We start from the raw sequence: 24150 nt of genomic DNA, 5'->3' as shown, positions 1-24150 counted from the left end.
AACAACCATGCTGAAAACGGCTTTTATCCGTTCGTTACTCTTTACTTTGCTTGTTATCGCCGTCGTCGCATTAACGGCGTGTGGCCCCGAGGACAACGCAGACTCTGCGGTTGGGGTAAACAGCAATAAAACCTATCACTGGAAGATGGTCACTACCTGGCCCCCAGGTTTCCCGGTTCTTCAGGAAGGCGCTGAACGCTTTGCTGAAAATGTGAAAGCCATGTCTAACGGGCGCATTAAGATCAAAGTCTACGCTGGTGGTGAGTTGATCCCGGCTCTGCAGACGTTTGATGCGGTATCTCAGGGCACCGTTGAAATGGGTCATGGCAGTGCCTATTACTGGGCTGGCAAAGTACCCGAAGCACAGTTTTTCTCAACCGTACCATTTGGTATGACACCTCGCGGTATGAATGCCTGGTTGTATCACGGTGGTGGCCTGGAGTTGTGGCGCGAAATCTATGAGCCGTTCCATGTTGTGCCCTTCCCGCTCGGTAATACTGGCGTACAGATGGGCGGCTGGTTCAATAAGGAAATTAACTCTGTTGACGATCTTCAGGGCTTGAAAATGCGTATTCCGGGATTGGGCGGCAAAGTCTTTGCCAAAGCGGGCGGTAACCCGGTATTACTTGCTGGCAGTGAAGTCTACACCGCGCTTGAACGTAACACGATTGATGCTACTGAATGGATTGGCCCCTATCACGATCAACGTTTAGGCCTGTACCGTGCAGCAAAACATTACTACTACCCAGGCTGGCATGAGCCAGGCACCGTATTAGAACTGACGGTCAATAAGCGCGCGTGGGATAGTTTACCTGCCGATCTTAAAGCCATCATCACTCACGCAGCCGAGTCTGAAAATGTATTAATGCTGTCAGAGATGGAACAGAAAAACCTGACTGCGCTCAAAGAAATGCGAGCCCGTTCCGATATTCGGATTCAACGCTTTCCCGATGATGTGTTAAGCCGACTTGCTGCCATGACTGAGGAAACTTTGGCAGAAGAAGCCACAGCCGATCCTAAGTTCAAACGTGTCTATGAGGCTTATGAAGCATTTCGTCAGAAAGATGATGCCTGGACAGCCATTTCAGAAAAATCGTACCTCGCAATCGAGCACGATTAATGATTTTTGTGATTTTTACTGAAGACGGTCTACAACAAGCTGAAGCTGAGATTCTTGCTGAAAAAGCAACGCTGTGGCTAAACCCTTCTTTGCTTGAAGGCTCAGATTTATCACGTTTACAAGCTGCAGGTATCGACATACATGGCTTGCCCGATCAGGTTGATACGATCAATGAAAAAACGGTAATGGCAGCTGTCACCCATATTGAAAGTATCAGTCCTAAAACCGAAATTCTGGTTGAATATAACTAATGAAACGTTTACTCACCTTATTTTTTGTCTTTGCATTGCCTGTCATGGCCGACAGTGAATGGGACAGCGCCACACTGAATTTAGAACAGGAAACGGAAATTACTGTCTACCGCAGCCCGGATTGTCAGTGCTGCCACAAATGGATTCAACATCTGGAAAAACATGACTTCAATGTGCTGGATGAAGTCACGCACAACCTAGCGGAGATAAAAGATAAGGCAGGTATTCCAACTGTAATGGGCTCATGCCACACAGCCCTTGTTGACGGTTATTTGATCGAGGGCCATGTGCCCGCTGATGACATTAAACGCTTACTCCTTAACAAGCCGGACATTAAAGGGCTCTCCGTTCCCCAAATGCCCGTCGGTACGCCCGGCATGGAAATGGGCGAAAAGAAAGACATGTTTACCGTGATAAGTTTTGATGAAATGGGTAATTATCGTATTTTCAATCGCTACAACGTGGACTCAGAGAACCTTTACTACCGCGTTCCACCTCAGGAATAAGTCTAGGTGGAAGCTTTTGTTGTGCTGGGACGACTCTTGTTCTCGGCGTTTTCCAATGTATTTCAGAAGCAATTAACCCATCGTGGCTTGCATCCTTTTTTTATCGTCTTTGCTTCGTATCTGGTATTGGCGATTATTTGTCTGCCCTTGTTATGGACATTCAACCCTTTTGAACTGAGCACACGATTCTGGATTAATATCTTTTTTGCCGCCTTATTGGATATGGCGGGCACCTTATTTCTGGTGATGTCGCTATCCAGAACGGATTTATCTGTATTTGGTCCACTCAATGCCTACAAAGTCGTTATCTCGATGTTGTTAGCGATGCTGTTTATCGGTGAAATTCCTAGCTTGCAAGGCTTTTTAGGTGTTTGTGTGATCGTCGCGGGGAGTTACTTTTTATTTCCACCCAAATCACATCAGGGCAGGATGTGGCACTTATTTACGGAAAAAGGCGTACAATTTCGCTTTCTTTCTATCCTACTGTTCTCGATTGGCACCTTGCCGCTGAAAAATGCAGTCATTGCAGGCGGCGCATTACCAACGACGGTTTTTTGGTGTCTGATTGGCTTACCACTGGCAGGCGTGGCGCAGCTCATCTTTGTGCGTGATAATTTTCGTGACGATCTTGTTTTAGCCAGGAATCAGGTTTACCCACTGCTCTATTTGGGCTGTCTGATTTTCTTGATGCAGTACATGACCATGTTTGTTTTTTCGCAGTTACTAGTGGCGTACTCACTGGCATTGTTTCAACTGAGCATGGTGCTGCAGGTATTTCTGGGCTATCGCATCTTTAATGAAAAACACATTTTTCGCCGTCTAGCAGCCTGTTTGGTGATGGTCGGCGGCAGCCTGATGGTATTAAACGCCTGAGCGTAAAAACCGAGTGACTGCTATCATATTCTTATTCTGACAACGGAGATAACGATGAAATTTCTTCCCGTTATTGTGGCTTTTTGCCTAATTTCAACAAGCGCCATGGCCGGCCCAAAATTAAAACCCATCTGGAAAACAACGCCAGATCTGAAAGGACCTGAATCAGTGATTTATCATCCTGGCAGTGACTCCTTATTTGTGTCTAACGTTAATGGCAGTCCTGATGCCTTTGATAGTAATGGCTTTATTTCGCAATTATCAGTCGATGGCAAAATACTCAGCTTACATTGGCTCGATGATCTGAATGCCCCCAAAGGACTGGCCTTAAATGGTGACTATCTTTATGTTGCTGACATCAACGAGTTAGTTGTCATTGATGTTGCAAACAAAAAGATCGTACAACGCTATCAAGCAGAAGGCGCTAAATTCCTCAATGATGTTGCTATTGATAAACGCGGCAATGTCTATGTCAGCGATATGATGACCAACCGTATCTATCGACTCGCAGCGGATGAGTTCACTTTGTGGTTTGTCGATCCCGCATTAGAGTCACCAAATGGTCTGCTCGTTGAGCATGAAAGTCTTATCGTCGGCAGTTGGGGCAATATGACCGGAGACGGTTTTGCAACCGATGTCCCGGGTCACCTGAAAAAAATTGATCTGAATACACTTGAAATCAGCAGCCTTGGAGATAAAACCCCGATCGGCAATCTCGATGGTGTTGAAGCTGATGGAATGGGGAATTACCTCGTCACCGACTGGATGAGTGGTCGACTCATGCTGGTGTCGCCTAATGGTAGTAGTGAGACCCTAATTGAATTTGAGCAAGGCAGTGCTGATCATACCGTGATGCCAGAGAACGATCTGGTTATCGTGCCTATGATGCTGCAAAACAATGTTTTGGCTTTTCGGATGATTCGTTAATGCAATTTGAAGATTTAATGCTCGACGAGTCGTTGCTATTAGCCGCCTCGGATAAAGGCTATAAAGAGCCTACCTTGATTCAGCAAGAAGCCATTCCCTTACTTTTGGCGGGTGAAGATGTGCTTGCCTGCGCCGCGACTGGCACCGGTAAAACAGCGGCCTTTGTTTTACCCTTATTACAAAAGCTATTGGACGAACCTAATCATGGCCGATTACCAAAAGCGTTAATTCTGGCTCCGACCAGAGAACTAGCGTTTCAGATCCAACATGTGATTCATCACTTAGGTAAAGCCAATCAGCCACATATTGCAATGGTGACAGGTGGTCAAGCACCTACCGCACAGCTGGCATATCTAGAAAATGGTTGTGATATCGTTATCGCGACACCGGGACGCTTATTAAACTTGGTCGAAAACGAGCAAGCCGACTTGTCTGAGATAGAATTTGTCGTTATCGATGAAGCCGACAGAATGCTGGATATGGGCCAAGGCCCCGATGTCGCTAATGTACTCGCGACCATTACCACGGCATTCCAAACCAGTTTATTCTCAGCAACATTGGCAGGATCAGGTGTGGAATTGTTTGCCAATGCCCTACTGCCCAACGCTTCTCGTATTGAAGTTGATGCGGCTAATCAATATGCCCAGCAAGTTAGCCAGCAAGTATATCTCGCCGATAATCGTGAACATAAGCAAGCCCTTCTCGCGGCAGTAATTAAACAAACAGACTGCGAAAGTGCTTTAATTTTCTGCAATAAAAAAGAACGCGCAGAAGAAGTCAGTGCGTTTTTACAATCGCAGAATATTTCGGCGCAAGTGGTACATGGTGATTTCAATCAGGCTGATCGCCGCGAACGTACTCGTAAATTTCGCCAAGGCAAAGTGAAAGCATTGGTGGCTACCGATGTTGCTGCTCGTGGCCTTGATTTACCCCAAGTCAGTCATGTCATTAACTACGATGTGCCGTTTCGTGGCGATATTTATATTCATCGCGTAGGTCGTACGGGGCGTGCAGGACAAACTGGGACTGCCGTGAATCTGGTAGAACCGCATGATCATAAAAATCTGCAACGCGTAGAGCATCACATCGGCCAGCCTTTACCGGTTTTGAAAATGAAAGGGCTGACACCGAAAGCAAAAAGCAATAAAACCAAAAGCAAGAACAAAGACAAACCGCGTTATATCGCTAAAAAAGATCGTGCTGAGTAGCCAACATCAACATCGTTATGTGCAACTTCGCTGGCTGCTTGTTATAAGCAGTATATTGCTGATAGCGGGCTTATTCCTGCCCATGCTGACCATTACGCAGTTTATTGTCATTCGTAATGACTTCTCGGTGATTTCAGGCATCACAGAACTCTGGAAGGCCGGGCAATATATTTTATTTATCGTCATTGCCTGCTTCAGTGTGGTGGTGCCACTGACAAAAATTGCGTTGCTGTTCAAACTCTTACAAAACGATAATCGGCCGCATCCGATCAAAATGAAGTTACTTCGCTTGATTCACGACTATGGTCGCTGGGCGATGCTTGATGTCATGGTAGTAGCGATGCTCATTGTCACGGTCAAAATGGGTGCTATCGCCAGTATTCAGATTCACCCCGGGTTGTACGTGTTTGGTGTCGCGGTATTGTTGATTATGTTAACCACCCAATCAACGGTGAAGCTATTGGAAAACCAACAGCCTCACCCTAGTCGCTAAATCGCTAACCCGTATTGCGCATCCCGGCTGAAATCGCACTGATAGTGCGTAATAGCGGATCGCTCCACTGTTCACGCTCTTGCTCATCAACAGCGCTATCTCGATAGCGTTGCAGCAACATGATTTGAATGTAATTGATCGGATCCAAATACGGTTCACGTCGACGCAGTGACATACGCAGTTCCGGCGTTTCGGCCATCAACTTATCGGCTTCGACCACAAATAACACCTGCTCTACGGTTTTATCGTATTCGGCGGCAATCAGTTCAAACACCTGCTGCCCCTGAAAGGCATCTTCACATAAGGCAGCATAACGGCTGGCAATACTCATATCTGCCTTTGATAAAGACATTTGTGTGTTGCTTAGCAAGGCACGGAAAAATGGCCATTGTTGAACCATTTTTCGTAAAAAAGCGATCTTTTCCGGATCATGCTGATGCCAGTTTTCTAGGGCTGTGCCAATGCCATACCAGGCAGGCAAGGTATGTCGAGATTGCGCCCAAGAAAAGACCCAGCCGATAGCTCTGACTGAAGACTTGGAACGATCACCGGCTTTACGATGTGAGGGCCGCGAACCAATGTTCATCATGCCAATCTCAGTGACTGGGCAGACCTCATAAAAATAGTCCAAAAATCCTGCGGTATCTTCTGTCAGCTTGCGATAACTGGCTTCACCGGTTTGAGTGATTGCCTGCATCACTGTCAAAAAGTCAGGTTCCACCTGCTCCGTTTCAGAGATCACGCTACGTGATGCTTTCATCAAACCAGATACGCCCATACCCAGCTCATAGGCAGCCGTTTCGATGTTACCGTACTTGAATGACAGCACTTCGCCCTGCTCGGTAAATTTGATTTGTCCCTGTACCGTGCCCATCGGCTGCGACAAGATCGCATCATGGGTTGGGCCACCACCGCGACCAATAGTACCGCCACGACCATGGAACATTCGGCATTTAACATTATGCTTTTGTGCCAGCCCAGACACTTTTTTCTGTGCCTGATACAAATTCCAACCTGATGCCAGAATACCGCCATCTTTACATGAGTCTGAGTAGCCGAGCATCACTTCCTGCAGGTTGCCGGAGGCGTCAAGCAAGCGACAGTATTGTGGATTATTCAGTAATGCCGACATCACAGGTTCGATATGACTTAAATCTTCAATCGTTTCGAATAAAGGTGATACACGGATATGACAAAAGGTTTGCCCATGCTCGTCATAGCCACATAAGCCAGCAAAACGCCCCAGCATCAGGACTTCCAGAATATGACTCGCCTGATGTGTCATCGAAATGACATAGCTGCCAAATGCGCGTGCGCTCACATCACGATGCAGTCGCGTCATCAGTTTGAATACAGCAAGCACTTCCTGATTCTGACCATCAATATCCGGCATTTCAGGCAAAGCGTCTCGTGACAACAGCTCCGTTAAAAGTTGTTGTCGCTCTGTTTCATCAAGCTGGTGGTAGTCATCACACAGTCCGGTCACTTTTAACACATCAGCCAGTGCTTCACTGTGACGGGTTGATTCCTGACGGATATCGAGGTGATAAAGATAAAAACCAAATGTTTCCACTAAGCGGATCAGGTCATTTAATTCACTCCCTGCCAACTCAGCATCACCATGTTCAACTAAAGAATCGTAAATAAGGTGTAAGTCTTGCAGTAATTCATCTTCATTTGCGTACGCCACACCGAGGGCAGTAGGCGCTAAGTCAGGACGAAAATACTGTTGAATCAGTCTGAGATTATCTTCAAGACGATGCCGCATCATGTAGAGTTTACGGCGATAGGGTTCGTGCAAAAAGCGGTCTGGCTTCGCTCTGAAAGCACCAGCATATTGCTGCTCTGATTGCTCAAGACTATCAGCCAAAGCGTCACTGATAGTGCTCAGTGATGCTGACTGGGTCAGCACATAGCTAAGCTTGGTGACATCATCAAGGTAGCGGCGAATCACCGTTCGCTTTTGCAGTTGAATCGCCATTTCAGTGGTTTCTGCGGTAACAAATGGATTGCCATCGCGGTCACCACCGATCCAGGAACCAAATTTCACCAGCCCCGGCACGGTAAACTCGGTACCTGCAGCAATTTCATCGCTATATACCCGACGAATCGCATTTTCGATATTGCGATAGGTTCTGGGCACCGCATCGAATAAACTGACATTGAAGTAATACAGGCCATTTTTTATTTCATCACGCACGGTAGGTTTGATGGCGCGCACTTCATCTGTTGACCACAGCAGTTGTACCTGCTTCTTAATCTCTTTGCGGGTGCGCTCTTCATCAAATGGCGTTAATGGATCATTGGTGAGCTTTTCATCAAGCAGGAAAATGCGGCGCAGGATTTCCATTAAGGTACGGCGTTTAGACTCCGTGGGGTGCGCAGTAAACACCGGCATGTACACCATTTCATCCAACAAATGCTGAAGCTGCTTCAGACTGACACCTTCTTGTTTCAACTGGGTCAGGGTATCGAGATATGAACCATTCCAAAGCTCACCGCCATTGCGCAGTTGAATCATGCGGTTGTGGTAGTTGAACGCCTCTTCAGCCGTGTTAAGCAAGCTGAAATAGAGGCTAAACGCACGAATCACTTCTTTGAGCGTTGTGGCGTCCAACGTATTTAAAAAACTCAGCAACTCGGTGCGTAACGCTGCATTGTCATCCTTACGCAAAGTAATAAAGCCCTGACGTAAGCGCTCGACCGTCTCAAATACTTCTCGACCGGCGCGTTCATCAATTACTTCACCAAGGATATGTCCCAGAAAGCGGACATGTTGGCGCAATTCTTTGTCACTGAGTAACGACAGTTTTTCAACTGTACTCAATACAGGCTGGTAATCAGTCATAAATTAGCGATTTTTTATCTGGTGGTAGAGTTCGATATAGGTATTGGCACTGTTTTCCCAGCTGAAATCGTGCTGCATTGCAACGTTTATCATGCTGCGCCAAAGTCTTGGTCTTTGAAATAATGCGACAACTCTAAGCAAGGTGGTGTGAAGAGATTCAACCGTCGCATCATTAAAACAAAAGCCATTTGCCACTCCAGCTTTGCGGTTTTCATCGGTGGCGTCAACTACTGTATCAGCGAGCCCGCCGGTATGGCGCACTACAGGTAAGGTGCCATAGCGCAAACTGTACATCTGATTTAGTCCACACGGCTCAAAACGCGACGGCATTAAAAAAACATCCGAGCCTGCTTCAATATGATGAGACAAGGCTTCGTCATAGCCGATCGTAATCGCCACCTTATCGGGAAAACGCGCTCTTAAAATGCGCAATTCCTGTTCGTAGCTATGCTCGCCGCTTCCCAAACAGATAAACTGCACATCATGTCCGGCTTCAATGATTTGGGTCATCGCCGTGATGGCTAAATCAATGCCTTTTTGAGACACCAAACGACTGATCAAGCCCACCAGCAAACTATCCTTGGACTCATCTAAAAAGAATTGCTGCTGCAGCGCCGTTTTGTTGAGTGCTTTATGACGTACGGTTTTCAAGCTGTAGTTTTTATTCAGCAAGCTATCATGGGCAGGATCCCATACATGGGTGTCAATCCCGTTTAAAACACCGCTGAGCCGTCCTTGATCTGCTCTTAAAGCGAGCAAGCCTTCCAGGCCATAACCAAATTCATGACCACATATTTCTTTAGCATAGGTGGGACTAACGGTCGTAATGTGATCAGCGAAAATGAGACCGGCTTTCATAAATGACATCATGCCGTAGAACTCAAGTCCATTCATGTGCCATAACGCCTTAGGCAAATCCAGAGACTGAAATTCATCGAAAGAAAACAAACCTTGATAGGCAAGATTATGAATAGTAAAGACAATATCCGGACGATTTTTATGTGTCGATAATAATGCCGGAGCTAAGCCGGTTTGCCAGTCATTGCAATGCAATACATCAGGTTGCCAATCCAGGCCGACATGGTTGAGTGCAACTTGAGCAGCAGCACGCGAAAATAAAGCAAAGCGTGCGGCGTTGTCTTCCCAGTCATGGCCATCAGGGTGACTATATGGGCCGCCATCACGATCAAAGTGATGCGGTGAGTGCAACAACCACAGTACAACATCACTATCTGGCAAGGTGGCTTGCAGAATATCAACGGGCAGATGATAGCCATCCAGCTTGATGGTGGCGACGGTTTCCACTGTGTCCAGTTGCTGCAGACATTGTCGGTATGCAGGCATGATTATGCGTACATCCTGGCCATGCTCATGCAGCGCGATAGGCAGGCTGGCAGAGACATCTGCAAGGCCGCCGGTTTTGATTAATGGGTGTACTTCGCTACTGGCAAAGAGAATTTTTCGCACGCCAATCTCCTAAAAATTGTACAATTCTGCAATTATATACGGTCAAGGGCTGAGTTAGAGTCTGCAACGGGAGAAATCATGCAATCTTGTACAATTGTTATTTTTGGCGCCACTGGCGACCTATCTAAGAAAAAATTGCTACCTGCTCTGTATCATCTGGATGCAGAAAACAGATTAACCGATGATACGCGCATTATTTGCATGGGTCGTCGTGAGTGTGCACAGGAAGACTGGAAACAGCAAGTCACAGAATTCGTTACACCTAAAGCACGTGACGGCGTCGATAATGATCTGCTGAGTTCATTTTTGGATCGTATCCACTACTTCAAATGCGATATCAATGACGCATTCGGCTATCACGAATTGAAAGATCTCGTCACAAACGCTGATAACGGTTTTTCTCAGAATATTGTGTTCTATCTCTCTATCAGTCCTGCTTTATTTGGCGTTGTTGGCGATCAACTTGCTGCTGTCGGTATGAATAGAGAAGATGATGGCTGGCGTCATCTGGTTGTTGAAAAACCATTCGGTTTTGACCAAAAAAGCGCCGAAGATCTGGAGCGCATTCTCAGCAAAAATTTCACTGAGAAACAAACCTACCGCATCGACCATTACCTTGGTAAAGGCACCGTTCAGAATATCTTTGTATTCCGCTTTGCTAACTTATTATTAGAACCATTGTGGAACCGCAACTACATTGACCACGTTCAAATCACCCATGCTGAACAACAAGGCGTTGGTGGCCGTGCTGGTTACTATAATGATTCCGGCGCATTGCGTGACATGATTCAAAGTCATCTTATGCAGGTGATGGCATTGGTTGCGATGGAACCACCAGCCGATTTGGATGATGAATCTTTACGTGACGAAAAAGTAAAAGTACTGAAATCAATTCGTCCTATCACTGAAGACATGGTTGATGATCATGCATTTCGTGGTCAGTACTCTGCTGGCGAAGTTAATGGCCAACCGGAACCGGGTTACTTGGAAGACGATGAAGTACCTAACGATAGCGTCACCGAAACCTATGCGGCAATGAAAATTTACATTGATAACTGGCGCTGGCGTGGTGTGCCATTCTACCTGCGTACTGGTAAATGCATGCCTGAATCAAAAGCCATGATTGCGATTCGATTCAAGAAACCACCTCAAGAGTTGTTTAAGGACACTGAGATTGGTGATAGTCACGCCAACTGGATTGTGATGGGCTTACAACCAGACAACACCTTACGTATCGAACTACAGGCTAAGCAACCTGGTTTAGAGCTGACCAATCACACGGTTGGTTTGGAAACCGTTGAATCTGACGAAAATAAACATCGCCTGGATGCTTATGAAGCACTGATTCTGGATGCCATCCAAGGTGACCGTTCATTGTTCCTGCGTTCAGATGAAGTAAGCTTGGCTTGGAAAGCGGTCGATCCCATCATCGAGAAATGGGCCAAAGACAAATCGCATGTCCACACTTACCCAGCGGGTACATGGGGACCAGAAGAAGTCTCACGCATACATGAAAACTCATGTCATGCTTGGCGTAATAACATTTAACGCTGATAAAACAGACACAAAAAAGCCGGCATTAATGCCGGCTTTTTTGTATATAACAAATATCGCTTAGCTCATTGCCTGGCCTAGCTTAATAGCATCACCCGCCTGCCAGCGAGGGTTGAAATCATTCATTTTGCCCGGCACTAACATTACTACCGTTGACCCCATGTTAAAGCGTCCCATTTCCTGCCCTTTTTTCAGTGTAATGGCTTGCTCACCAGTATATTGCCAATCTTGAACCGCTTTACCATAAGGCGGCGTTACTTGCCCCGACCAGACAGTCTCCATACTGCCCACAAAAATCGCCCCGACCAATACCATCACCATCGGCCCAAACTCCGTTTCAAACTGACAGACAAGACGCTCATTTCGCGCAAATAACTCTGGCACCGCACGCGCTGTGCGCGGATTGACAGAAAACAGTTTCCCCGGCACATAGCGCATCGCCACGAGTTTACCTGTTACCGGCATATGAATTCGGTGGTAATCTCTGGGCGACAGGTAAATGGTTGCAAATTGGCCCGACTCATACTGTTTGGCTAACAGCTGATTACCTCCGAGTAATTCCGTGACCGAATAATCGCGGCCTTTTGCTTGAATAATACGACCATGAGAAACCTTACCTAATTGGCTGATCGCGCCATCTACCGGCGAGACGATAATGTCATCACCTTCGGCAACCGGTCTGATACCATCGCGCAACTGGCGGGTAAAAAACGCATTGAAGCTGGCATAGTCAGTTAAATCAGCCGTTGCAGCCTCATCCAAATTAACCTTAAATTTCCAACAGATGAAACGAATAAACAGGTTTTTAAACCAGGTGACGTTACTTTGAGTCAAGCGGTGCATAAGTACCGACAGACTGTGTTGTGGAATCAGGTACTGGGGCAAAGTCAGTAATTGATCTACCAAACTGCATGATTTTAGTTGTTTATTATGGTTATCTTCCAACTTCACGTGTTGCCCCTCTTTAACCTGCTGCCTAAGCTTGTCATAATCCTCGCTTATGCCTTTGCTGTAATAAAACACGGAGTATACAAGCAATGAACAAGCTGCTCACCTCAATTTTCCTAATATTCAGCCTGATTGGCGCATCCCCCTTGATGGCGGCAGAAAGCGCAGCGGAGACCTCCTCTATCTATTACAGCATTGAGGAACCATTCACCATCAATTTTCTCAACCAAAGTCAGGAAAAAGCACGTTACCTGCAGATCAAAGTTGCGCTGATGTCACATGAACCCACTGTGCTTGATAGCGCCCAACATAATTTGCCGATGATTCAGGATGCCTTGCGCACCTTATTCACCGAACAAGGCTATGACACCGTCAGTACCGTAGCGGGACGTGAACAATTACAGCAGCAAGCCTTGACGAAAATACGCACACTATTACAACAGGAAACGGGTAGTGATGGTCTTGAGCAAATTTATTTCACCAGTTTTATCCTGCAATAAAACGGCATACTCCTTGCTAACTAATAACCAAATAAGAACGGAATGCATTAATGGCTGAACAACGAGACGACATAGAAGTAACGGAAGAAAAAAGCGGTAACAAAACCAAGCTACTGATCATTGTGATCGCTGTGATGTTGCTTGCTGCCATCAGTCTGGTAGCCGTCATGTTGATGGGCGGTAACGATGAGGATGCAACTGAAAGCCAAGACAATGCCGCAGCCGTCAAACAGGCGCCTATTTACTTTAGTGTCAACGATCCGTTTATCGTTAATTTTTCTGAGCAAAGTAACGATTCGGTACGTTATATGCAGGTAAAAATGAAAGTAATGGCACGTGATCAACGGGTTATTGATGCATTTAACGCACATTTGCCAGCACTTCAGCATGAGTTGCTAATGCTGTTCTACAGTCAAAATTATGACGAACTGCAGACCAGCGAGGGTACCAAGGCATTACAGAAAAAATGCTTGGAAACGATTAATCGGGTGCTGAAATCCGAAACCAGTATGGAGAATGAGCTAGAAGCGGTGTATTTCACCAGCTTCATCATGCAATAACCATGGCTGTACACGACATACTCTCACAAGATGAGGTTGACGCCCTCCTTAACGGTCTCGGCGATGGGGAAGTAGAAACCTCATCCGCACAAGAGGATGATTCTGGAGCGCCTCGTGACTATGACTTTGGCAATGAAGAACGCATTATTCGCGGTCGCATGCCAACACTGGAAATGATCAACGAACGATTTGGTCGTTACCTACGAATTAGTTTGTTCGATATGCTTCGCCGTTCTGCAGAAATCTCCGTTAGTGGCATTCAGGTAATGAAATTTTCTGAGTATATGCACACCTTGTTCGTTCCCACCAGCCTTAACTTGATTCACCTTCACCCTCTACGCGGTACAGGGCTGATCGTGCTGGAACCCAAGTTGGTCTTTACTATTCTTGATAACTATTTTGGTGGCGAGGGACGCTTTCAGGCACGAATAGAAGGTCGTGAATTTACTGCCACTGAACTTCGCGTTATCCGCATGGTATTAAACCTCTGCTTTACCGATCTAACGGAAGCTTGGTCACCCGTCATGGAAGTCGACTTTGAGTTTGTCAGTCATGAGGTGAATCCACAGTTTGCCAATATCGTCAGCCCGAGTGAGGTTGTGGTTATCTCAACCTTCCACGTTGAGCTTGATGGTGGTGGTGGCGATATTCACCTCACCTTCCCCTACTCGATGCTGGAACCAATTCGTGAGTTACTGGATACCGGCCTGCAAAGTGACCGTACGGCAGATGATGGCCGTTGGTCCAAGGCCATGCGAGAAGAGCTTATGGTTGCCGATGTTGAAATCTGGGCAAAATTAGCTGAAACCTCGCTCACACTGGCCCAAATTCACAAACTCAAAACGGGCGATATTATCCCGATTCAAATGCCGAAAAATGTCGTTGCTATGGTTGAAGATGTACCGATGTTTCGAGCAAGCTATGGCGAACATAATGAAAAAGCAGCACTGAAAATTGCTGAAGTCATTGAACACCCGAAAGACCCCAACCCGACCTATCATCTCAAGAAAGGTAAGAAAAAATGAGTGAAGACACCCAAGAACAAAATCAGGAGCTGGCTGATGAATGGGCTGCTGCACTAGAAGAACAAACAGGCGATGCTGGCGACGCTCAACAGGAAGATCCCTGGGCAGAAGCAATGGAAGAACAAGCCGCGGCTGAATCAACACAACAAAAAGCCAATCCGGCTCCCGTTGCTCAACTGGATGATGATGGCAAGCCACGCAAGGATGTTGACCTCGATATGGTGATGGACATCCCTGTCACTATCTCGATGGAAATTGGCCGCACCCGTATAAGTATCCGAAACCTGCTGCAATTGAGTCAGGGGTCGGTAGTTGAGCTGGATCGATTAGCAGGTGAACCGATGGACGTCTTAGTCAACGATACGCTAATCGCACACGGTGAAGTCGTCGTGGTGAATGATAAGTTTGGTATTCGTTTAACCGATGTCATTAGTGCCTCAGAACGCATCAAGAAACTTCGCTAATGAGACGCTTTGTTACCCAAGCTAGCATGCTGCTGTTGAGTATGCCGTTGTTCGCCGCAGAACAAACTGAAAAAGCACGCACCCTGACAGAGTCACCTTTGTCTGCGGTCAATCTGCTCCAGACGCTGATGGGCTTATTATTGGTATTAGCTTGTGTGGTGTTAGTGGCTTGGCTATTGAAACGCACAAACAGTTTTCATACCGCCGCCAATGGCAAGCTGAAAGTCATTGCAGGTATTCCACTCGGCAGCCGCGAACGAGCTGTTTTGGTACAAATTGGTGACGAGCAAATTTTACTGGGCGTCACTCCGCAGCAGATCAATACTTTGCATAAACTGGAAACGCCGCTTAGCGTTGCAAGCAGCAATGGCATCTCGTCAGACTTTGCTGGCAAGCTACGTAAAATCATGCAACAACGAGGTGACAAATAATGCGTGTGTTGTTGGCATGCTTACTGTTATTTGCGCCACTGTTAGCTGTAGCCGAACCGGGTATTCCTGCGGTAACGGTAACTGGAAACGAAGACGGCGGCCAAAGTTACACCGTCACGCTGCAAATTCTGGCATTAATGACCGTACTGACGCTGCTGCCCGCCGCGTTGATGATGATGACCTCATTCACACGGATCATTATTGTATTGGCTATTTTGCGCCAAGCCATGGGGGTGCAATCCACACCCTCGAACCAAATTTTGATTGGTCTGGCTCTATTTTTGACTATCTTTATCATGCACCCGGTTTTCAATCAGTCTTACCAAAATGCCGTTGTGCCGTATATGGACGGTGAAATCGAATTCACGACCGCGTTTGAACAGGCCAGTCAGCCTTTTAAAGAATTTATGATCGCACAAACACGTGAGACCGATATTGAACTGTTTGCTTCTATCGGCGGTTATGAAGAGCTACAAAGCGCTGAAGATATTCCATTTAGCCTGCTGTTACCTTCATTTGTCACCAGTGAATTGAAAACCGCATTTCAGATTGGTTTTTTGATATTTATCCCATTTCTTATCATTGATCTGGTGGTAGCCAGTGTGTTGATGGCCATGGGTATGATGATGTTGTCACCAATGCTAATTTCGTTGCCCTTCAAGCTCATGCTGTTTGTATTAATTGATGGCTGGGCGTTGTTGATGGGTACACTTGCTTCTAGTTTTTACGTATAACGATGACGCCTGAAACTGTTCTCACTGTCATGCAACAAACGCTACAGGTCATTAGTCTGTTAATTGCTATGATTTTGCTGCCTGCCCTGGGTATCGGGCTTATTGTCAGTATGTTTCAAGCGGCAACGTCGATCAATGAACAAACCCTGACCTTTATTCCAAAACTTTTCATCACCATTTTAGTGTTGATCTTTGCAGGCCCCTGGATGCTTAGCATGCTGCTGAGTTTTACCCAGCGTTTGTTTGAAGATATTCCTTTCTTAATAGGCTGACCATATGGACGTCAGCAGCGCCGAAATCACCGGCATTCTGGGCGCTTATCTCTGGCCCTTTTTTCGCATTGCCGCCATGGTGATGGTAGCGCCAATTTTCAGCAGTAACTTTATCAGCCAACGCTCACGTATTCTGATGGCCGTGGCGATAAGCATTGTTATCGTGCCCAACATCCCTGTTCAAGTACCGCAGGTCGACGCGTTGAGCGCTGAAGGTTTACTGATTATTGCTCATCAAATTCTGATTGGCGCCTGCATGGGGTTTATGCTGCAACTGTTGTTCAACGCCTTTATCGTTGCCGGTCAGATTATCGCTATGCAGATGGGCCTGGGCTTTGCCTCAATGGTCGATCCACAAAACGGTGTCATGGTGCCGGTAATCAGTCAGTTCTACCTCGTCTTTATTACCTTAATTTTTGTCAGCATCAACGGTCACCTGATTCTTATTCAGGTCATGAGCGAGAGCTTTGTCACTTTACCCATCGCGGCAACAGGTCTCAGCCCGGTTGATTTTCGAGATATCGTCGCCCAGGCCAGTTGGATGTATGCTGCTGGTGTCATTATTGCATTACCTGCGATAGGTTCCTTAATGATGGTGAATCTGGCATTCGGTATTTTGTCTCGGGCGGCACCGCAAATCAGTCCATTCAGTATCGGTTTCCCGATGACCATCATTTTAGGGTTTGTGGTGATGCTAATTACCTTACCTAATGTGGCAGGGCATTTGGTCAATATGAGCGACTACATGCTGCAAATGGCACGCTTGCTGGTACAAAAAGATGGCTGAACAAAGCGCACAGGAAAAAACAGAAGAGCCAACCGCCAAGCGCCTTGATGAGGCGCGAAACAAGGGCCAAGTTCCACGCTCCCGTGAACTCACTACAGTAATGGTTCTGATTGCCAGTGCTGTGGCATTGTTATTCATGGGGAAAAACATCATTGCCAGCATGGCTCAGGTAATGAACAAGTCTTTCAGCTTCACCCGAAAAGAACTATTCGATCCGATGGCGATGATTCATCACTTCATTTATACCATCGAAACCATCGCCTTTGATTTAAGTATGTTTCTCGGTGTTACTGTCTTAGCTGCCTTGGCTGCGCCAGCGCTGATAGGCGGCTGGAATTTTTCAGCACAAGCCATGGCACCGAAAGGTGAACGCATGGATCCATTGAAGGGCTTAAAACGTATTTTCGGCCCTCAAGGCTTAATCGAACTAGCAAAAGCGCTGGGTAAATTTATTCTGGTCGGTGTCATTTCCACCGCTATTTTATGGAGTATCCGCGACCAATTATTGACGCTCGGTCGACAGGAAGTAAACGTTGCCATGGCCGATCTGGGCTATTTGACGATGTGGGTATTTCTGGCCATCTGCGCCAGCCTGATTCTGATTGCACTGATTGATGTACCGTTCCAGATTTGGAACCATAACCGACAACTGCGTATGACTAAGCAGGAAGTCAAAGATGAAATGAAAGAAACCGACGGCAACCCTGAGGTTAAAGGTCGGATTCGTCGGATGCAGGTGGAATTATCACAACAACGCATGATGCAGGATATTCCCTCTGCCGATGTTGTTATCACTAACCCGACCCATTACGCGGTGGCATTACGTTATGACCAAACCAAAACCGGTGCGCCTGTCGTGGTCGCTAAAGGTGCCGACTTCATCTCACAACAAATTCGTTTGGTCGCTGAGCACAATGACGTCCCTATCCTCTCTGCACCACCATTAACACGAGCGGTTTATTATTCCACAGAAATCGGCGATGAAATTCCATCTGGTCTATATATTGCAGTGGCTCAAGTATTGGCCTTTGTGTTCCAGTTACGTCGTTATCACAAAACCGGTGGTAACAAACCGAACCTGAACCCAGATGACCTGCCAATACCGGATGAACTGAGACGAGATTGATTGTAGATGGAAAATAATGTCATGGCCGCACGCTTGAAGTCAGTTGTGAATGGCCACCTCGCCGCACCGATGTTACTGGTCGCCTTACTGGCTATGGTAATTTTGCCATTACCGGTGTTTATGCTGGATATGCTATTCACCTTTAATATTGCCTTGTCGTTGGTCATCGTCTTAGCCAGCATCTACATGTTAAAACCGCTTCATTTCGCGGCTTTTCCCAGCATTTTGCTGATTGCCACCTTGCTCCGTTTGGCGTTAAACGTTGCATCCACCCGTATTATCTTACTCGAAGGCCATACCGGCGCCGCTGCTGCTGGTAACGTTATTGAGGCGTTTGGTGAGTTTGTTATTGGTGGTAACTACGCTGTCGGTTTTGTGGTGTTTGCTATCTTAGTCATTATCAACTTTGTGGTGGTCACAAAGGGCGCGACCCGTATCGCCGAAGTGAGCGCTCGTTTCACCTTGGACTCGATGCCCGGTAAACAAATGGCAATCGATGCCGATCTGAATGCCGGATTAATTGATCAAGACGAGGCCCGGCGCCGGCGTGAAGAAATCATGCAGGAATCTGACTTTTACGGCTCTATGGATGGTGCCAGTAAATTCGTCCGTGGTGATGCCATAGCCGGTATTTTGATTTTATTTATCAATATCATTGGTGGCTTCATTATTGGCGTAGCGCAACATGATTTAAGCTTTGCACAAGCGGCGCAGAACTACACATTGCTGACTATTGGTGATGGTCTGGTCGCACAAATCCCTTCATTATTACTTGCCTCTGCTGCCGGTTTACTTATCACCCGTTCGACTAAAGAACAGGATATGGGCGAGCAGATTGTTGGGCAGCTACTCAGCAATCCCAAAACCTTGGCAGTGACGTCGGCCATCTTGGCGGGGCTCGGCTTGATCCCAGGTATGCCTAACGTCCCCTTTCTGACGCTAGCGGCCTTAGGTGGCGGGAGTGCTTATTTTATTCATCAACGTCAAAAAGCCGCCGCCGTCGCTGAGGTTGCAGCTCAGGCACCACAAGCTGAAGCACCACGCGAACAAAAAGAACTGAGTTGGGACGATCTGAGCCCCGTTGACCCTATTGGTTTAGAAGTTGGTTACCGTTTGATTCCCTTGGTTGATACAAACCAAGGCGGCCAATTAATGAATCGAATCAAAGGCATAAGAAAGAAAATCTCTCAAGAAATGGGCTTTTTAATTCCCCCTGTGCATATTCGTGACAACCTTGATTTAGCACCTACCGCCTATCAAATCACCCTATTTGGTGTGACATTTGGTGAGGCAGAAGTCTTTCCCGATCGCATGCTGGCTATCAACCCGGGTCAAGTTTTTGGCGACCTTGATGGGGTGCAAACGCACGACCCTGCCTTTGGGCTTGATGCAGTCTGGATTGATACCAGCCAACGTGAACATGCTCAGGCACAGGGTTATACCGTTGTAGATGTCGATACGGTTATTGCCACCCATTTAAGTAAAATTCTGAATAATCATGCGCATGACTTATTAGGGCGTGAAGAAGTACAACACTTGTTGGATAACCTCGCTAAAACCGCGCCAAAACTGGTGGAAGGCCTGGTACCAGACACAGTACCACTGGGCACTGTACAGAAGGTGCTGCAAAGCCTGCTGGAAGAAAACATTCCGATTCGCGACATCCGTACTATCACTGAGTCCATCTCAGAACAGGCTGCTCGTAATCCTGATCCTGAAGCGATCACAGCTGCAACGCGAATGGCCTTGAGTCATTCTATTGTGCAGCACATCAATGGCACCCGATCCGATCTGCCTATCATCACGCTAGATCCAGAACTGGAACAGATATTGCTGAAAACTTTACAGGCTTCTGGTGAAGGTGGCGCCAGTCTGGAACCCGGACTGGCAGAGAACATGCACAAGAACCTGCAGGATGTGACACAAAGACAAGAAATGACTGGCGATGCTGCCATTCTTGTTGTTCAGGCAGGTTTGCGTAGTTGGATATCTCGCTTCATCCGACACTCTATCCCGGGGCTGAATGTGTTGTCCTACAATGAAATACCGGACGACAAGCAAATTAGGATAGTGGCCAATATTGGTCGATGAAAGACAGATTGAGGTTGTGATTTATGAAAATCAAACGATTCCAAGCAGCAGATGTGCGTCAGGCAATCCGCGAAGTACGGGATGTACTGGGTCCGGATGCTGTTATTCTGTCCAACACAAGGGTTGATGGCGGCATAGAAATTGTTGCCGCAACAGACTATGACGAATCACAGTTTCGTCGTCAGGCTGAGCCTGCCAGAGTGGCACAACAAGAAAAGCCTCGTGTTGAAATCAACCCATCAGTAGAACCACTGCAAGAGGCACCTCGCTCCGCGCCGAAAGAGAATATCTGGTCACAAGAACCGACCCTGGTTCAAATGCGTAAAGAAATCGCCAGTCTGCGCGATATGCTACAAAACCAGCTGTCTGATTTAACCTGGAAAGATATGGAGCGCCAAAGCCCGACGCAGATGCAGTTATTGAAACGTTTTCTGCATATGGGCGTGGAGGTTGAAATTGCCAAACAGATCACCGCTCAAATGCGTGGCATCGATGACTTGGAAACAGCCTGGCGTCAATCTTTAGGCCGTTTAGCAGCACAAATCGATCTGCCCGAAGAAGATATGCTCAGTGAAGGCGGTATCTTTGCCTTGGTTGGCCCAACCGGTGTCGGTAAAACCACCACCATTGCAAAGATGGCCGCACGTTGTGCATTGAAATACGGTGCACGTGAAGTGGCATTGGTTACCACAGATTGTTACCGCATCGGTGGTCAGGAACAATTGCGAAGCTATGCACGTATTCTCGGTGTACCCGTGCGCGTTGCCAGAACGCATTCAGAACTGGCTTATACCTTAAACGACCTGCTTGATCGTCGCTTTATCCTGATCGATACTGCTGGCATGAATCAGCGAGACATGCAGCTTACTGAGAAATTTGCATTACTAAAACAGCAGTCACCACGCGTGAAAACGTATTTAACTTTGTCTGCTAACACTCAAGCAAGCGGCATCAATGATATTATCAATGCTTTCTCACATTTGGATTTGAGTGGTTGTATAGTTACCAAAACAGATGAGACAAGTAGTTTAGGCGGTGCACTATCTGCATTGATTCGACATCGACTGCCATTAGCCTATGTGGCCAATGGGCAGCAAGTGCCTGAAGACCTGAGTCAGGCTCGCCCAAATGCATTGGTTAACCAAGCCAGTGATTTAATGAACGACGAACAACAACTGGATCCACAAACATTATCCAGTTACGGAGGGTTTGCCGCCTATGGCTGAAAATTCCCACGATCAGGCCGCCGGCCTGAGACGACAAGCTAATCCCCCTCGCCCAGTCAAAGTGATTGCTGTGGCAAGTGGTAAAGGTGGTGTCGGTAAAACCAATGTCACGGTTAATCTGGGTGTTGCGCTCGCCGCGCAAGGCAAAGAAGTGGTGTTGCTTGATGCTGATCTGGGATTAGCCAACATTGATGTCATGTTGGGACTCCACCCACAATTCAATTTGTTGCATGTACTCGATGGCAGCAAATCCCTCAGAGAAATCATCGTTGAAGGCCCTTCTGGTCTGAAAATTATCCCGGCCGCGTCAGGCGTTCAGAAAATGGCTGAACTCAGCAGTGCAGAACACGCAGGCATGATTCAGGCATTTAGCGAAATGGACCAGCATATCGATGTGTTATTAATCGATAGTGCGGCTGGTATTGCTGACAGCGTAGTTAGTTTCAGTCGCGCCGCCCAAGAAGTTGTCATCGTGGTCTGTGATGAACCCGCCTCCATCACTGATGCATACGCTTTGATTAAACTGCTCAGTCGTGAGTACGGTGTTGAACGTTTCCATGTCGTCGCCAATATGAGTCGAAGTGTTCAGGAAGGTCGTGAGTTATTCGACAAGATCTCATTAGTCTGTGATCGTTTTTTAGACGTAACCCTGGATTTTATGGGCATCGTGCCGTTTGATGAAGACTTGCGTCGCGCCGTCAAAAAGCAACGCAGCGTTGTCGAAGCATTTCCCCGCAGTAAGTCAGCCACGGCCTTTGCCCATCTAGCAAAAAAAGTAGAATACTGGCCGGTGCAGAAACAACCTCGTGGTCATATGGAATTTTTTGTAGAAAGACTCATACAAGCGAGTATGGAAATGGCATGAATAGCCGAGCTGCTATGTATACATCTGGGCAATCAAAAAGCGAGCTGGTCGAACAAAACGCCGCGCTGGTAAAACGTATTGCCTATCACCTGATTGCCCGCCTCCCTGCATCTGTCGATGTCGAGGACTTAATACAGGCAGGTATGATCGGTCTGCTCGACGCATCTCATCAGTTTGATTCTTCTCAGGGCGCCAGCTTTGAAACCTATGCTGGCATTCGCATTCGCGGTGCAATGCTGGATGAAATTCGTCGTAATGACTGGGCGCCACGTTCGGTTCATCGAAAAGCCCGTGAAATATCAAGCACCATGCAGGTAATAGAGCAACAAAAAGGTCGGAATGCCAGCGATGCTGAAGTCGCACAGGCAATGGGACTGGATATCAGCGAATATCATCAACAACTACAAGATTCAACTGGTCATCAGTTATTTAGTTTGGACGAGTTCAGCGATAATGACGAAGTCCATGCCCGCCCGATATCATCAGGTCCTGCCGCTCCCGAGGAGGAAGTACAGCAAGATGACTTCCAACAAGCCATGGTTCGGGCGATTGATAGTCTGCCTGAACGCGAGCGATTGCTGATGAGCCTGTACTATAATGATGAGCTGAATTTGAAAGAGATTGGAGAAGTTCTCGGTGTCAGTGAGTCGAGAGTCAGCCAGATTCACAGTCAGACTGTGATCAGGCTTCGATCCAAACTTCGTGATTGGGTTATGTGAAAATTGGAGGTTAGACTTGGATAAAAATATGAAGATCCTGATTGTGGATGACTTTTCCACAATGCGACGGATTATAAAGAACCTGTTACGTGATTTGGGCTTTAATAATACGCTGGAAGCTGATGATGGCATCACAGCACTCCCCATTCTGGAAGCTGGTGGTATCGACTTTCTGATTACCGACTGGAACATGCCCGGTATGCAAGGTATCGATTTGCTGAAAACAGTACGTGCAGATGAAAAGCTGGCGACACTTCCGGTACTAATGGTAACGGCCGAAACCAAACGTGAACAGATTATCGAAGCTGCCCAAGCCGGGGTAAATGGTTACATTGTCAAACCATTCACTGCCGCGACTTTGAAGGAAAAAATCGAAAAGATTTTTGAACGACTCAACGCTTAAGGGACAACGTTATGGCTTCGCATAATAAACAGCTGCAGCTAGACGCTGCCCATGCACTCATCGATGCGCTAGAAGCAAACAATGAGACTGCGGTTCACCAGCAACTCACTATCCTCACCCAATCACACGAAAATGAATTATTTCAGGAAGTAGGCAAACTCACACGGGAGTTGCATGAAGCACTGAATAATTTCAATATCGACTCGCGTCTAGTCGATATGGCACAAAACGATATGCCCGACACCCGTGAGCGTCTGAACTACGTCATCACCACAACAGAAGAAGCCGCCCACAAAACCTTGGGGTATATCGATAACACCTTACCTTTGGCTCAAGAACTCCGCGAAACTGCCGAAAAGATAGATGAGAGTTGGCAGCGTTTCCGCAATAAAGAAATGACGGCGGATGAGTTCCGAGTTCTGGTTAAAGAAATCGAAGCTTATTTACCTACCGTCAAGCAACATGCCGATCAGGTGCATGCAAATCTGTCGGAAATGACGTTAGCTCAGGGCTTCCAGGACTTAACCGGACAAGTTATTCGTCAAGTTATTGCCTTGGTAGAAGAAGTGGAAAGAAATCTGGTGCAGCTGGTCAAGGTAGCCGGTAAGCAGCAGACAGCTGAAGCTAAAAAAGAAAAAGTTGACCCTATTAAAGCCGAAGGCCCGCAGATAAATTCACAGGACAAACATAACGTGGTGAATAACCAAGACGATGTGGATGACTTGTTATCTAGCCTCGGTTTCTGAGGATGT

At 46.9% G+C, this 24150-nt stretch carries 26 protein-coding genes; 23 read left to right on the top strand and 3 right to left on the bottom strand.

Features of this window, described 5'->3' with window-relative positions; translation table 11 throughout:
- Positions 1-7 precede the first annotated feature (7 nt).
- From MDMS009_RS10060 to MDMS009_RS10030, 7 genes are read left to right on the top strand one after another with little or no spacing between them, the layout of a single operon-like run.
- On the top strand, positions 8-1120 hold the full coding sequence (locus MDMS009_RS10060) for a TRAP transporter substrate-binding protein (RefSeq protein WP_008291720.1): 1113 nt from the start codon (positions 8-10) through the stop codon (positions 1118-1120).
- Positions 1120-1371 carry a hypothetical protein gene (locus MDMS009_RS10055; RefSeq protein WP_036312562.1) on the top strand — a complete coding sequence of 84 codons (252 nt, stop codon included), beginning with the start codon at positions 1120-1122 and terminating at the stop codon, positions 1369-1371. The genes MDMS009_RS10060 and MDMS009_RS10055 overlap by 1 nt, the downstream gene beginning before the upstream one ends.
- Positions 1371-1877: a DUF411 domain-containing protein gene (locus MDMS009_RS10050; RefSeq protein WP_008291519.1), complete on the top strand. Its 507-nt coding sequence runs from the start codon at positions 1371-1373 to the stop codon at positions 1875-1877. The genes MDMS009_RS10055 and MDMS009_RS10050 overlap by 1 nt, the downstream gene beginning before the upstream one ends.
- A gap of 6 nt (positions 1878-1883) precedes the next feature.
- Entirely contained in the window at positions 1884-2750 is an 867-nt protein-coding gene (locus MDMS009_RS10045; protein ID WP_008291621.1) for a DMT family transporter, read from the top strand.
- A gap of 54 nt (positions 2751-2804) precedes the next feature.
- Positions 2805-3677: an SMP-30/gluconolactonase/LRE family protein gene (locus tag MDMS009_RS10040; RefSeq protein WP_052298164.1), complete on the top strand. Its 873-nt coding sequence runs from the start codon at positions 2805-2807 to the stop codon at positions 3675-3677.
- Complete coding sequence (locus tag MDMS009_RS10035) at positions 3677-4885, top strand: DEAD/DEAH box helicase (protein ID WP_008291247.1); 1209 nt, start codon at positions 3677-3679, stop codon at positions 4883-4885. The genes MDMS009_RS10040 and MDMS009_RS10035 overlap by 1 nt, the downstream gene beginning before the upstream one ends.
- Positions 4875-5378, top strand: coding sequence for a paraquat-inducible protein A (locus MDMS009_RS10030; protein WP_319946226.1), 504 nt, complete (start codon positions 4875-4877; stop codon positions 5376-5378). The genes MDMS009_RS10035 and MDMS009_RS10030 overlap by 11 nt, the downstream gene beginning before the upstream one ends.
- Positions 5379-5382: 4 nt before the next feature.
- Here MDMS009_RS10030 and ppc read toward each other — a convergent pair whose 3' ends face one another.
- Together ppc and glgA are read right to left on the bottom strand one after the other, a co-directional pair.
- Positions 5383-8226, bottom strand: a complete 2844-nt coding sequence (gene ppc / locus MDMS009_RS10025) for a phosphoenolpyruvate carboxylase (protein WP_008291289.1) — start codon at positions 8224-8226, stop codon at positions 5383-5385.
- Positions 8227-8229: 3 nt separating this feature from the next.
- Positions 8230-9693, bottom strand: a complete 1464-nt coding sequence (glgA, locus tag MDMS009_RS10020; protein ID WP_008291738.1) for a glycogen synthase GlgA — start codon at positions 9691-9693, stop codon at positions 8230-8232.
- A 78-nt stretch (positions 9694-9771) separates the two neighbouring features.
- Between glgA and zwf the strand changes: the two genes are divergently transcribed.
- Positions 9772-11241: a glucose-6-phosphate dehydrogenase gene (gene zwf / locus MDMS009_RS10015; protein ID WP_081443617.1), complete on the top strand. Its 1470-nt coding sequence runs from the start codon at positions 9772-9774 to the stop codon at positions 11239-11241.
- Positions 11242-11307: 66 nt separating this feature from the next.
- Here the strand turns inward: zwf and asd are convergent, their stop codons facing one another.
- Positions 11308-12285: an archaetidylserine decarboxylase gene (gene asd, locus MDMS009_RS10010; protein ID WP_237700513.1), complete on the bottom strand. Its 978-nt coding sequence runs from the start codon at positions 12283-12285 to the stop codon at positions 11308-11310.
- Between asd and MDMS009_RS10005 the strand changes: the two genes are divergently transcribed.
- The 15 genes from MDMS009_RS10005 to MDMS009_RS09935 are packed head-to-tail and all read left to right on the top strand — an operon-like array spanning position 12285 to position 24144.
- On the top strand, positions 12285-12695 hold the full coding sequence (locus tag MDMS009_RS10005) for a flagellar basal body-associated FliL family protein (RefSeq protein WP_008291713.1): 411 nt from the start codon (positions 12285-12287) through the stop codon (positions 12693-12695). The two genes, asd and MDMS009_RS10005, sit on opposite strands and share 1 nt — an antisense overlap.
- A gap of 50 nt (positions 12696-12745) precedes the next feature.
- On the top strand, positions 12746-13255 hold the full coding sequence (locus tag MDMS009_RS10000; RefSeq protein ID WP_008291394.1) for a flagellar basal body-associated FliL family protein: 510 nt from the start codon (positions 12746-12748) through the stop codon (positions 13253-13255).
- A 2-nt stretch (positions 13256-13257) separates the two neighbouring features.
- Positions 13258-14280, top strand: a complete 1023-nt coding sequence (gene fliM, locus MDMS009_RS09995) for a flagellar motor switch protein FliM (protein ID WP_008291425.1) — start codon at positions 13258-13260, stop codon at positions 14278-14280.
- A complete protein-coding gene (gene fliN, locus MDMS009_RS09990; RefSeq protein WP_008291500.1) occupies positions 14277-14744 on the top strand; it encodes a flagellar motor switch protein FliN in 468 nt (155 codons plus the stop codon). The genes fliM and fliN overlap by 4 nt, the downstream gene beginning before the upstream one ends.
- 26 nt (positions 14745-14770) lie before the next feature.
- Entirely contained in the window at positions 14771-15175 is a 405-nt protein-coding gene (gene fliO, locus MDMS009_RS09985; protein WP_237700512.1) for a flagellar biosynthetic protein FliO, read from the top strand.
- Positions 15175-15909 carry a flagellar type III secretion system pore protein FliP gene (gene fliP, locus MDMS009_RS09980; RefSeq protein WP_008291553.1) on the top strand — a complete coding sequence of 245 codons (735 nt, stop codon included), beginning with the start codon at positions 15175-15177 and terminating at the stop codon, positions 15907-15909. Before fliO ends, fliP begins: the two co-directional genes overlap by 1 nt.
- Positions 15910-15911: 2 nt before the next feature.
- The gene (fliQ, locus tag MDMS009_RS09975; RefSeq protein WP_043888171.1) at positions 15912-16181 is read left to right on the top strand and encodes a flagellar biosynthesis protein FliQ; all 270 of its coding nucleotides are present in this window, start codon (positions 15912-15914) and stop codon (positions 16179-16181) included.
- Positions 16182-16185: 4 nt separating this feature from the next.
- A complete protein-coding gene (gene fliR / locus MDMS009_RS09970; RefSeq protein WP_008291590.1) occupies positions 16186-16968 on the top strand; it encodes a flagellar biosynthetic protein FliR in 783 nt (260 codons plus the stop codon).
- Positions 16961-18094, top strand: a complete 1134-nt coding sequence (gene flhB, locus MDMS009_RS09965) for a flagellar biosynthesis protein FlhB (protein ID WP_008291270.1) — start codon at positions 16961-16963, stop codon at positions 18092-18094. The genes fliR and flhB overlap by 8 nt, the downstream gene beginning before the upstream one ends.
- Before the next feature lie 6 nt (positions 18095-18100).
- Entirely contained in the window at positions 18101-20185 is a 2085-nt protein-coding gene (gene flhA / locus MDMS009_RS09960; RefSeq protein ID WP_008291226.1) for a flagellar biosynthesis protein FlhA, read from the top strand.
- 23 nt (positions 20186-20208) lie between these two features.
- Positions 20209-21411, top strand: a complete 1203-nt coding sequence (gene flhF / locus MDMS009_RS09955; RefSeq protein WP_008291481.1) for a flagellar biosynthesis protein FlhF — start codon at positions 20209-20211, stop codon at positions 21409-21411.
- Positions 21404-22276: a MinD/ParA family protein gene (locus MDMS009_RS09950; RefSeq protein ID WP_008291273.1), complete on the top strand. Its 873-nt coding sequence runs from the start codon at positions 21404-21406 to the stop codon at positions 22274-22276. Before flhF ends, MDMS009_RS09950 begins: the two co-directional genes overlap by 8 nt.
- Positions 22273-22995 carry an RNA polymerase sigma factor FliA gene (locus MDMS009_RS09945; protein ID WP_043888170.1) on the top strand — a complete coding sequence of 241 codons (723 nt, stop codon included), beginning with the start codon at positions 22273-22275 and terminating at the stop codon, positions 22993-22995. Before MDMS009_RS09950 ends, MDMS009_RS09945 begins: the two co-directional genes overlap by 4 nt.
- Before the next feature lie 28 nt (positions 22996-23023).
- Positions 23024-23398 carry a chemotaxis response regulator CheY gene (gene cheY / locus MDMS009_RS09940; RefSeq protein ID WP_008291646.1) on the top strand — a complete coding sequence of 125 codons (375 nt, stop codon included), beginning with the start codon at positions 23024-23026 and terminating at the stop codon, positions 23396-23398.
- Between the two features lie 11 nt (positions 23399-23409).
- The gene (locus tag MDMS009_RS09935; RefSeq protein WP_008291505.1) at positions 23410-24144 is read left to right on the top strand and encodes a protein phosphatase CheZ; all 735 of its coding nucleotides are present in this window, start codon (positions 23410-23412) and stop codon (positions 24142-24144) included.
- Positions 24145-24150: the final 6 nt, after the last annotated feature.

Source organism: Methylophaga thiooxydans DMS010, from assembly GCF_000156355.1.
Taxonomy (GTDB): Bacteria; Pseudomonadota; Gammaproteobacteria; order Nitrosococcales; family Methylophagaceae; genus Methylophaga; species Methylophaga thiooxydans.
The sequence above is the reverse complement of the archived record's forward strand: the minus strand, read 5'-3'. Positions and strand labels throughout refer to the sequence as shown.

Excerpts from the sequence above, each read along its gene's own strand:
- flhA (WP_008291226.1), top strand. The coding sequence starts at position 18,101 with ATGGAAAATAATGTCATGGCCGCACGCTTGAAGTCAGTTGTGAATGGC.
- MDMS009_RS09945 (WP_043888170.1), top strand. The coding sequence starts at position 22,273 with ATGAATAGCCGAGCTGCTATGTATACATCTGGGCAATCAAAAAGCGAG.
- fliR (WP_008291590.1), top strand. The coding sequence starts at position 16,186 with ATGGACGTCAGCAGCGCCGAAATCACCGGCATTCTGGGCGCTTATCTC.
- flhB (WP_008291270.1), top strand. The coding sequence starts at position 16,961 with ATGGCTGAACAAAGCGCACAGGAAAAAACAGAAGAGCCAACCGCCAAG.
- fliQ (WP_043888171.1), top strand. The coding sequence starts at position 15,912 with ATGACGCCTGAAACTGTTCTCACTGTCATGCAACAAACGCTACAGGTC.
- MDMS009_RS10000 (WP_008291394.1), top strand. The coding sequence starts at position 12,746 with ATGGCTGAACAACGAGACGACATAGAAGTAACGGAAGAAAAAAGCGGT.
- fliP (WP_008291553.1), top strand. The coding sequence starts at position 15,175 with ATGCGTGTGTTGTTGGCATGCTTACTGTTATTTGCGCCACTGTTAGCT.
- zwf (WP_081443617.1), top strand. The coding sequence starts at position 9,772 with ATGCAATCTTGTACAATTGTTATTTTTGGCGCCACTGGCGACCTATCT.
- MDMS009_RS10005 (WP_008291713.1), top strand. The coding sequence starts at position 12,285 with ATGAACAAGCTGCTCACCTCAATTTTCCTAATATTCAGCCTGATTGGC.
- MDMS009_RS10050 (WP_008291519.1), top strand. The coding sequence starts at position 1,371 with ATGAAACGTTTACTCACCTTATTTTTTGTCTTTGCATTGCCTGTCATG.
- cheY (WP_008291646.1), top strand. The coding sequence starts at position 23,024 with ATGAAGATCCTGATTGTGGATGACTTTTCCACAATGCGACGGATTATA.
- ppc (WP_008291289.1), bottom strand. The coding sequence starts at position 8,226 with ATGACTGATTACCAGCCTGTATTGAGTACAGTTGAAAAACTGTCGTTA.
- MDMS009_RS10035 (WP_008291247.1), top strand. The coding sequence starts at position 3,677 with ATGCAATTTGAAGATTTAATGCTCGACGAGTCGTTGCTATTAGCCGCC.
- fliM (WP_008291425.1), top strand. The coding sequence starts at position 13,258 with ATGGCTGTACACGACATACTCTCACAAGATGAGGTTGACGCCCTCCTT.
- MDMS009_RS09935 (WP_008291505.1), top strand. The coding sequence starts at position 23,410 with ATGGCTTCGCATAATAAACAGCTGCAGCTAGACGCTGCCCATGCACTC.
- fliO (WP_237700512.1), top strand. The coding sequence starts at position 14,771 with ATGCTGCTGTTGAGTATGCCGTTGTTCGCCGCAGAACAAACTGAAAAA.
- MDMS009_RS10060 (WP_008291720.1), top strand. The coding sequence starts at position 8 with ATGCTGAAAACGGCTTTTATCCGTTCGTTACTCTTTACTTTGCTTGTT.
- MDMS009_RS09950 (WP_008291273.1), top strand. The coding sequence starts at position 21,404 with ATGGCTGAAAATTCCCACGATCAGGCCGCCGGCCTGAGACGACAAGCT.
- MDMS009_RS10040 (WP_052298164.1), top strand. The coding sequence starts at position 2,805 with ATGAAATTTCTTCCCGTTATTGTGGCTTTTTGCCTAATTTCAACAAGC.
- flhF (WP_008291481.1), top strand. The coding sequence starts at position 20,209 with ATGAAAATCAAACGATTCCAAGCAGCAGATGTGCGTCAGGCAATCCGC.
- MDMS009_RS10055 (WP_036312562.1), top strand. The coding sequence starts at position 1,120 with ATGATTTTTGTGATTTTTACTGAAGACGGTCTACAACAAGCTGAAGCT.
- fliN (WP_008291500.1), top strand. The coding sequence starts at position 14,277 with ATGAGTGAAGACACCCAAGAACAAAATCAGGAGCTGGCTGATGAATGG.